Raw genomic sequence first — 8,141 nt, 5'->3', positions numbered from 1 at the left:
TGCGCTGACAAAATTTTCCCCCACCCCTGTCGTTCATATAAAAGGAGACAACCATGTTCAAACGCAGAACCATTGCATCGGTGATTGCCGGTGCCGCCTTGCTGGTGGCTACTTCCAGCTTTGCCCAGTTCGCCGAGCGCACCATCAAGTGGACCAACGGCGTCAATGAAGACCACTCGGTCGGACTGGGCGTCAAGAAGATGCAGGAGGTGCTTGATGCGAAGACCGGCGGCAAGATGAAGATCAACGCTTTCTGGGGCGGTTCTGCGGGTGGTGACCTCGCAGGCGCTCAGGCAACACGCGCGGGTACGCAGGAGATCGTGTGCACGTCCGGCTCGGCCTTGATGGGTATCGTCAAGGAACTGGGCGTCTTTGACCTGCCCTTCCTGTTTGCCAATGAGAAGGAAGCCTACGCTGTTCTGGACGGTCCGGCCGGCCAGTACTTCAACAAGAAGCTCGAAGCTGCCGGGCTGGTCAACCTGGCCTACTGGGAAAACGGTTTCCGCAACCTGACCAACAGCAAGCGTGCCGTGGCGAAGGTGGAAGACTTTGACGGCATGAAAGTACGCATCATGCAAAACACCATTTTCCTCGACACCTTCAAGACACTGGGCGCAAACCCCACGCCGATGGCCTTTGGCGAAGTGTTCATGGCACTGGAAACCAAGGCCATTGATGGCCAGGAAAACCCGTTCTCTACGATTGAGACGGCCAAACTCTATGAGGTGCAGAAGTATTTGTCGGTAACGCGTCATGCTTATTCACCGTTCTTTGTGCTTTACAGCAAGAAGTTGTGGGATCAGCTCAATCCGCAGGAGCAGGCAGCGTTGCGTGAGGCGGCATTGGCAGGGCAGACCGTCCAGCGCGATGCAAGCCGTGCGCAGGATGAAAAGTCACTTGCCATGCTCAAGACCCGGGGGATGGTGGTCACTGAGTTTTCTCCTGCTGAAAAGGCTCGCATTGTTGCCAAGCTGAAGCCGATCTATGACAAGCACGTTCCCAATATCGGAGCAGAAGCCGTCAACATCGTGCAGGATGCCCTGAAGAAGGTACGCGGAGGTTAGTCAAGCAAAACCAGGAGACCGAAAAGAGCAATTTTTGACGTCTTTTTGAGTCTGTCAAAAACGGATCTTTCCCAATGCGCGGCTGGTCCACGCATTGGTTTTACAAACTGGCCGGTCTGGCCTTTCGCAAGAGGTGCCGTGGCGGTGGTAGCCTGGCTGGGGGTTCAGGCCGTGAGATCACCAAAGCCATTTTGCCGCCAGGCCTCGAAGACGGTCACGGCCACCGCGTTGGACAGATTCAGGCTGCGCTGACCGGGCATCATGGGCAGTTTGATGGTTTGTTGCTGCCCAAACGACTGGCGCACGGCATCGCTCAGGCCCTTGGTCTCGGAGCCAAACACCAGATAGTCACCGGGCTTGAAGTTCGTTGCGAACACGTTTTGGCTGGCACGGGTGGTCAGTGCAAACAGCCGCTCAGGCAAAGGGTGCTCGTCATCCAGAAAGGTTTGCCAGTTGGCATGGCGTTTGACGGTGGCATATTCGTGGTAGTCCAGTCCGGCGCGGCGCATGTGTTTGTCGTCCATCGAAAACCCCAGTGGCTCCACCAGGTGCAAGGTGCAGCCGGTGTTGGCCGCCAGACGGATGACGTTGCCGGTATTGGGTGGAATTTCGGGCTCGACCAGAACAATATGAAACATGTCGCCATTGTCGCGCAGGCTTATTCGGTGCGCGCAATGACCAGGCCCGTAATGTGGGCTGCTCCCGCTGCCTTGAGCACCCGTGCGGCGGTGTTCAAGGACGCGCCGGTGGTCATGACGTCATCGACCAGCACCAGTCGCGCGTTCTTCACGACGGAGACCTTGAGCGGCTCTACGGCAAATGCCTCGTTCAGGGCGGTCAAGCGCTGGGCCCGTTTGAGGCCATGTTGTGCGGGTGTGTCGACCATGCGCAGCAACAGGTCCGTCCGTGTTTTTGCGGCATTGAGCTGGCGTGCCAGCAATTGGGCCTGGTTGTAGCCACGTACCTGCAAGCGTTGTCTTGACAGCGGCATGGGCAACAAATAATCAGCCCCCTCCAGCGCCGGTTCGACCCAGGGTGTGGCCTTGAGCAGGTGGGCAAAAAAACGGACCAATGCGGGTTGGTCATGGAACTTGAAATCGGCCATCAAATGTGCCCATGGGAAGGCGTAGGGCACGGCAGCCAGGCACATGTCCAGTGGCGGGGGGGCTTTCAGGCAGGCACCACACTGCGATAGACCGGCTGGCAAGGGCAGTGCGCAGGTGTGACAGCGTAGCTGGGGCTGGGCAAATTCGGCCACGCAGCGGTCACAAACGGGCTGCGCCGGCCACGTGCGGCAAATCCGGCATTGGCTGGCAGGTGGGCGCAAGACCCTTGAAAGCAAGCTGATGAACATACAGTCAATATACTCGCGTCTCTTTTCCAAATGCGTTATGGCTGATCAATCTCCCCCTTCTGTCGACTCTCAGGCTGCGCAGCGCTGGCACAACCGACCCGCAGCAGAGTCCGCTTGGCTGCACGAAGAAGTGGCTCGGCGCATGCAGGAGCGTCTGGATTGGATCACGGTTCAGCCCGAGAGTTGGGTGCATTGGTCGCCGCTCAACGGCGGGCTGGCGGCGCATGCGTTGTTGCGGCAACGCTATCCCCAGGCGCTTTGCACCTTGGTCGAGGCAAACCCGCAGCGGGCCCAGCATCTCGCGCGGGCTGTGACGCCGCCCTGGTGGCAAGTACAGCGCTGGTTGCGGTCCAGTCCCCAGGTGGTCAATCAGGTGACGCAGCCAGCCCGGATGTTGTGGGCCAACATGAGTCTGCACATGGCTGACCAACCCCAGGCCTTGCTGCAGCAGTGGCATCAGGCTTTGGTGGTCGATGGTTTTTTGATGTTTTCGTGCCTGGGGCCTGACACCCTCAAAGAACTCCGTGTGCTTTACCAGGCACTGGGCTGGCCAGCGCCCAGTCATGAATTTACCGACATGCACGATTGGGGTGACATGCTGATCGGGGCCGGCTTTGCCGAGCCGGTGATGGACATGGAGCGCATCACCCTCACATTCGAGTCGCCACAGCGCGTCTTGCAGGAGTTGAGGGGCTTGGGGCGAAATCTGCATGTCGAACGCTTCCAGGCATTGCGGGGACGACGCTGGCACAGTCAACTGCTCCAGGCGATCGAAAAAAATGCCATGCAACTGACCTTTGAAGTGGTTTATGGGCATGCGTTCAAGCCCGCGCCCAAACTCACGGTGCGGGCGCAAAGTGAAATCTCCCTGGACCAGATGCGTGCCTCCTTGAGGCGCGGCAAAGTCGCAGGCGCAGCACGATCCACCACCCACCTTGGTCAAGATGAATGAGATCAACGTTCACCGGGTGCTGATGGTGTTGCTGGTTGGGCTCACTGCCCGCACTTTCTGGGCGCCCTGAGGCCCATTCTGTAGCCGCCGTGCCGGCTGGCTTGGGGTTTTCCCTTGTCGTTTTGCGCGTGTTTCCTAGCCAATATCCTTTAGAATCGTTTGATAAATATCAAATAATTTTGAGATATTCAACCATGAGAACAGCATTCATGCGTGGCTTGTCTGCGTATTTCACGCAGTGCGAGTAATCACAAGGGCTCTCACACGCGCCGCACCGGCACCACGCAAGGCGTGGACGGCGGGTCGGTGCTGGAAGGTCCGACAGTCGGGGCCAATGAACACGTTTTTTAGTTGATCCTATTGATAGCCACTGACAAAGAAAACCATGAACCTTTCAGCGCCCTCCGCCAGAACCACCGACAACGATCCTGGTGATATGTTTAAAAGTGCCGCCAATCTTGCCGTTAAAGTGGCCATCGTGGCGGCGGTTGTGATCGGTGCAATCATTTTGCTGGCGGTGATGGCGGCGCCTGAGAGTTCGAGTCATGGCGATATGTCGGACAAGGCGGTGGCAGCACGCATTCAGAAGGTGGGCACTTTGACCTTGGGTGAGGCTGCCGGTAGCGGGCCACGCTCTGGCGAAGAACTGTTCAAGGTGCGTTGTGCCGCTTGCCACGCCGCTGGTTTGATGGGGGCGCCAAAGTTGGCTGACAAAGCCGCCTGGGGCCCACGCATTGCCAGTGGTTATGCCGCCCTGTTGAATGCTGCGCTGAAAGGCAAGAATGCCATGCCGGCCCAGGGTGGTGCAGATTACAGCGATGTTGAAGTGGGTCGTGCCCTGGTCTATATGGTCAACGCATCGGGCGCCAGTTTTGCCGAGCCTGAGGCTGAGTCTGCGGCCGCAGCGACGGCGCCCGCCGTCAAAAATGCCAAGCCCTGAAGTGCTGTTCAGTGCCATCGGTTTTCAACGTACGGAGTCGGGTGAATGTATCGCCGAGGTGGGTGCGGTTCGTCAAAAGAACCACGCCTTTGGTTAAATTTTTTGGCAATTTAGAAATGAAAAAACTGGTCTTCGCTCACTTCGCTTTGCTCATTGCCCTGGCATCGGGGCAATCTTCCATGGCGCAGACCGTGGAAGGTAATGCGACCAATGGCCGCCAGAAAGTAACCCAGTGCATCGGTTGTCATGGCCTTGAGGGTTATCGCGCCAGCTTCCCTGAGGTCTACCGTGTTCCCAAGATTGCCGGCCAAGGCGCCAAATACATTGCTTCTGCATTGACTGCCTACCAAAAGGGCGAGCGCCGACATCCGACGATGCGTGGTGTGACCAGCAACTTGAACGAGCAAGACATTGCCGATGTGGCTGCTTATTACGCCACTTTGGGGTCGGCTTCGGCGCAGGCTGACAACGGGGCGGGTCACGCCAATGCCAGAGCCTTGGCTTTGATCGAAAAGGGCGGCTGCAAATCCTGCCATGGCGACAACTTGAGCAAACCCATTGACCCCAGCTATCCCAAAATCGCTGGCCAGTACGCTGACTACTTGTTGGTGGCGCTCAAATCCTACAAAACAGAACCGAATGCTGTGGTTGGACGTGGTAATGCGGTGATGGGAGGCATTGTCAAGCAGTTCAGTTTGGCAGAACTCAAGGTGATGGCTGACTATGTTGGTTCGCTGCCAAGTGAGCTCAAGGTGGTGCAGGAGGCCAGGTTTCGTTAAAGGACGTGGGTTATTTTGCGCGTTGGTTCGGTCTGAGAAGGTCGACTTGGCGCGAGCCTGAAAAAGGTCTGGCTGAGGGGTTGCGCAGATGCGATGCACGCCTTCAATCAAGTGTCATTGTGTGATTTTAGCGCGTGGCGTTTGGCCTGAATGTGTCAATTAAGAATGGAATGAGTGTTCATGATGAGAATATTTAGCAAAGCTCTCCAGCGTCGATCGGCTGCGCTGCTCGCCTTGGGTTTGTCCGGTATGGCCAGTGTTGCCCATGCTGTGGCTGACTTGCCTGGCGGTCCTGCGGTCAATCAGTTGAATCTGCACCCGCCCGTCACTGAAATTGCAACAGGCCAATCGCAATTGCACTGGTTGATGCTGGTGATCTGTGCCATCATTTTTGTTGCTGTGTTTTCCGTGATGTTTTATTCGATCTGGAAGCATCGCAAGTCGGTGGGTCACAAGCCAGCCGATTTCCATGAGTCACTCACAGTGGAAGTGATTTGGACTGCCATCCCCTTTCTGATCGTGATCGGCATGGCGCTACCAGCCACCAAAGTGGTGATCGCCATGAAAGACACGACCAACGCCGATCTGACGGTCAAGATCACAGGGATGCAGTGGCGCTGGGGTTATGACTACCTGCGCGGCGAGGGTGAGGGCATTGGTTTCATTTCGGCGCTCGACCGCAGTCATCGTATTTTGTCGGATGAAGGCGGGCCAAAGGCGGGTTCCGATGTCGCTGATTACCTGTTGAAAGTGGACCACCCCATGGTGGTGCCTGTGGGGAAAAAAATCCGCCTGATTTTGACTGCCAACGATGTGATTCACTCTTGGGCTGTCCCGTCTTTCGGTGTTCACCAAGATGCGATTCCGGGTTTTGTGCGTGACACCTGGTTCCGCGCTGACGCGGTTGGTGACTACTATGGCCAGTGTGCCAAGATTTGTGGCAAAGAGCATGCCTACATGCCGATTCATGTGAAGGTGCTGTCCGCAGCCGATTACACGCGATGGGTTGAGGCTGAACAGAAAAAAATGGCTGCTCTGGCCGATGATCCGAACAAGGTCTGGGAGGTGGCTGAGTTGACCAAGCGTGGTGAAGCGGTTTACGCGGCCAATTGCGCCGCCTGCCACCAGCCCAATGGCAAGGGCATGGGCCCGATCATGGCTTTGGATGGCTCTGCGGTTGTGCTCGATGCCGACAAGTCGAACCAGATCAAGGTGCTTCTGAATGGCCGTGTGGGTGGCGCTGCCGCCATGCCGTCCTGGCAACAACTCAGCGATACCGAAATTGCCGCCGTCATCACCTATACCAAGAACAGCTGGTCCAACAAGACAGGTCAGCTGGTTCAGCCTTCTGAGGTTGCTCAGGCTCGCAAGTGAGCCGTGGTGAACAAGTTAGACAAATTGCCAAGGAGAATTCAATGAGCGCCGTTTTAGATCACCCAGCCCACGGGAACGATGGACACGCGGATCACCACGAACCGTCAGGCTGGCGTCGCTGGGTGTACGCCACCAACCACAAAGACATCGGCACGATGTACATGCTGTTCAGCTTGACCATGTTGATGGTTGGCGGGGTCATGGCGCTGTTGATCCGTACTGAGTTGTTTCAGCCGGGGCTGCAGTTCATCAACCCGGAGTTGTTCAACCAACTGACCACCATGCATGGCCTCATCATGGTGTTCGGGGCCATCCTGCCGGGTTTTGTGGGTTTTGCCAACTGGATGATTCCGTTGCAGATTGGCGCCAGTGACATGGCGTTTGCACGCATGAACAACTTCAGTTTCTGGCTGCTGATTCCTGCGGCCCTGCTTTTGGTGACCGGCTTTTTCCTGCCAGGCGGCGCGCCCTCTGGCGGTTGGACGCTGTATGCGCCCCTGACCCTGCAAATGGGCCCGGCCATGGATACCAGCATTTTTGCGCTGCACATCATGGGCGCAAGCTCGATCATGGGTGCGATCAACATCATCGTGACCATCCTGAACATGCGCGCGCCTGATATGCCGCTCATGAAGATGCCACTGTTTCCCTGGACCTGGTTGATCACGGCGTTTCTCTTGATCGCTGTGATGCCTGTCCTGGCCGGCGCGATCACCATGACCTTGACGGACCGCCACTTCGGCACCAACTTCTTCAATGCCGCCGGTGGTGGTGATCCGGTGCTGTTTCAGCACATCTTCTGGTTCTTCGGTCACCCCGAGGTCTACATCATGATCTTGCCGGCCTTCGGCGTGATCAGCCAGATCGTGCCGGCGTTTTCGCGCAAGAAGCTGTTTGGCTACACCTCCATGGTGTACGCAACTTCCAGCATTGCGATTCTGTCGTTCATCGTCTGGGGCCACCACATGTTCACGACCGGCTTTCCGGTCGCAGGTCAGCTCTTCTTCATGTACGCGACCATGCTGATTGCCGTGCCCACCGCGGTCAAGATCTTTAACTGGATTGCCACCATGTGGCGAGGTTCAATGACGTTTGAGACGCCGATGCTGTTTACGGTTGGCTTCATCTTTGTGTTCACCATGGGTGGTTTCACCGGTCTGATTCTGGCCATGGCACCGATTGATATCCAGATTCAGGATACCTACTACGTGGTGGCGCATTTCCATTACGTGCTGGTGGCGGGGTCCTTGTTTGCCATGTTTGCGGGCTACTACTACTGGTCGCCTCGCTGGACTGGTGTGATGTACAACGAGACCCGCGGAAAACTCCATTTCTGGTGGTCACTCATTTCATTCAACGTGACTTTCTTCCCGATGCATTTCTTGGGTCTGGCCGGCATGCCCCGTCGTTACGCCGACTACCCGATGCAGTTTGCTGATTTCAATGCCATCGCTTCTGTGGGGTCCTTCTTCTTCGGATTTGCCCAGTTGTACTTCCTGTTGTTCATTGTGCTGCCGACCATGCGCGGCCACGGGAAGCCGGCACCCCAGCGTCCCTGGGATGGCGCTGAAGGCCTGGAGTGGGAATTGCCCGCACCGCTGCCTTTTCATACTTTTGAAAACCCGCCCAAGCTGGACGCCACGGCGACCAAGATTGTCGGTTGACCAGGATGGACGTC

The 8,141-nt window shown here is 56.9% G+C and carries 8 protein-coding genes; 6 read left to right on the top strand and 2 right to left on the bottom strand.

Translation table 11 applies throughout. From position 1 onward, the window contains the following. The first annotated feature begins 53 nt into the window (after nucleotides 1-53). Nucleotides 54-1,064, top strand: a complete 1,011-nt coding sequence (locus tag NDJ10_RS06125; protein WP_296160314.1) for a TRAP transporter substrate-binding protein — start codon at nucleotides 54-56, stop codon at nucleotides 1,062-1,064. A gap of 164 nt (nucleotides 1,065-1,228) precedes the next feature. Here NDJ10_RS06125 and trmL read toward each other — a convergent pair whose 3' ends face one another. Together trmL and NDJ10_RS06115 are read right to left on the bottom strand one after the other, a co-directional pair. Further along, nucleotides 1,229-1,702, bottom strand: a complete 474-nt coding sequence (trmL, locus tag NDJ10_RS06120; RefSeq protein ID WP_296160313.1) for a tRNA (uridine(34)/cytosine(34)/5-carboxymethylaminomethyluridine(34)-2'-O)-methyltransferase TrmL — start codon at nucleotides 1,700-1,702, stop codon at nucleotides 1,229-1,231. Nucleotides 1,703-1,722: 20 nt separating this feature from the next. After that, the gene (locus tag NDJ10_RS06115) at nucleotides 1,723-2,322 is read right to left on the bottom strand and encodes a ComF family protein (protein WP_363318688.1); all 600 of its coding nucleotides are present in this window, start codon (nucleotides 2,320-2,322) and stop codon (nucleotides 1,723-1,725) included. Between the two features lie 133 nt (nucleotides 2,323-2,455). Here NDJ10_RS06115 and NDJ10_RS06110 point away from each other — a divergent pair, with 133 nt between their 5' ends. The 5 genes from NDJ10_RS06110 to ctaD all read left to right on the top strand — a co-directional run bounded on the left by NDJ10_RS06110 (nucleotide 2,456) and on the right by ctaD (nucleotide 8,127). Next, nucleotides 2,456-3,370, top strand: a complete 915-nt coding sequence (locus tag NDJ10_RS06110) for a biotin synthase (RefSeq protein WP_296160311.1) — start codon at nucleotides 2,456-2,458, stop codon at nucleotides 3,368-3,370. Nucleotides 3,371-3,755: 385 nt separating this feature from the next. Further along, a complete protein-coding gene (locus NDJ10_RS06105) occupies nucleotides 3,756-4,310 on the top strand; it encodes a c-type cytochrome (RefSeq protein WP_296160310.1) in 555 nt (184 codons plus the stop codon). 116 nt (nucleotides 4,311-4,426) lie between these two features. Then, complete coding sequence (locus NDJ10_RS06100; protein ID WP_296160309.1) at nucleotides 4,427-5,089, top strand: c-type cytochrome; 663 nt, start codon at nucleotides 4,427-4,429, stop codon at nucleotides 5,087-5,089. Nucleotides 5,090-5,269: 180 nt separating this feature from the next. Beyond that, nucleotides 5,270-6,463 carry a cytochrome c oxidase subunit II gene (coxB, locus tag NDJ10_RS06095; protein WP_296160308.1) on the top strand — a complete coding sequence of 398 codons (1,194 nt, stop codon included), beginning with the start codon at nucleotides 5,270-5,272 and terminating at the stop codon, nucleotides 6,461-6,463. Between the two features lie 41 nt (nucleotides 6,464-6,504). After that, nucleotides 6,505-8,127, top strand: coding sequence for a cytochrome c oxidase subunit I (ctaD, locus tag NDJ10_RS06090; RefSeq protein WP_296160307.1), 1,623 nt, complete (start codon nucleotides 6,505-6,507; stop codon nucleotides 8,125-8,127). Nucleotides 8,128-8,141 lie beyond the last annotated feature (14 nt).

The sequence above is a fragment of the Rhodoferax sp. genome (assembly GCF_023700745.1).
Lineage (GTDB): Bacteria > Pseudomonadota > Gammaproteobacteria > Burkholderiales > Burkholderiaceae_C > Rhodoferax.
The sequence above is the reverse complement of the archived record's forward strand: the minus strand, read 5'-3'. Positions and strand labels throughout refer to the sequence as shown.

Bases quoted from the DNA above. Each gene is read 5' to 3' on its own strand.
- NDJ10_RS06125 (WP_296160314.1), top strand. From the start codon at position 54: ATGTTCAAACGCAGAACCATTGCATCGGTGATTGCCGGTGCCGCCTTG.
- trmL (WP_296160313.1), bottom strand. From the start codon at position 1,702: ATGTTTCATATTGTTCTGGTCGAGCCCGAAATTCCACCCAATACCGGC.
- NDJ10_RS06110 (WP_296160311.1), top strand. From the start codon at position 2,456: ATGGCTGATCAATCTCCCCCTTCTGTCGACTCTCAGGCTGCGCAGCGC.
- NDJ10_RS06105 (WP_296160310.1), top strand. From the start codon at position 3,756: ATGAACCTTTCAGCGCCCTCCGCCAGAACCACCGACAACGATCCTGGT.
- NDJ10_RS06100 (WP_296160309.1), top strand. From the start codon at position 4,427: ATGAAAAAACTGGTCTTCGCTCACTTCGCTTTGCTCATTGCCCTGGCA.
- coxB (WP_296160308.1), top strand. From the start codon at position 5,270: ATGATGAGAATATTTAGCAAAGCTCTCCAGCGTCGATCGGCTGCGCTG.
- ctaD (WP_296160307.1), top strand. From the start codon at position 6,505: ATGAGCGCCGTTTTAGATCACCCAGCCCACGGGAACGATGGACACGCG.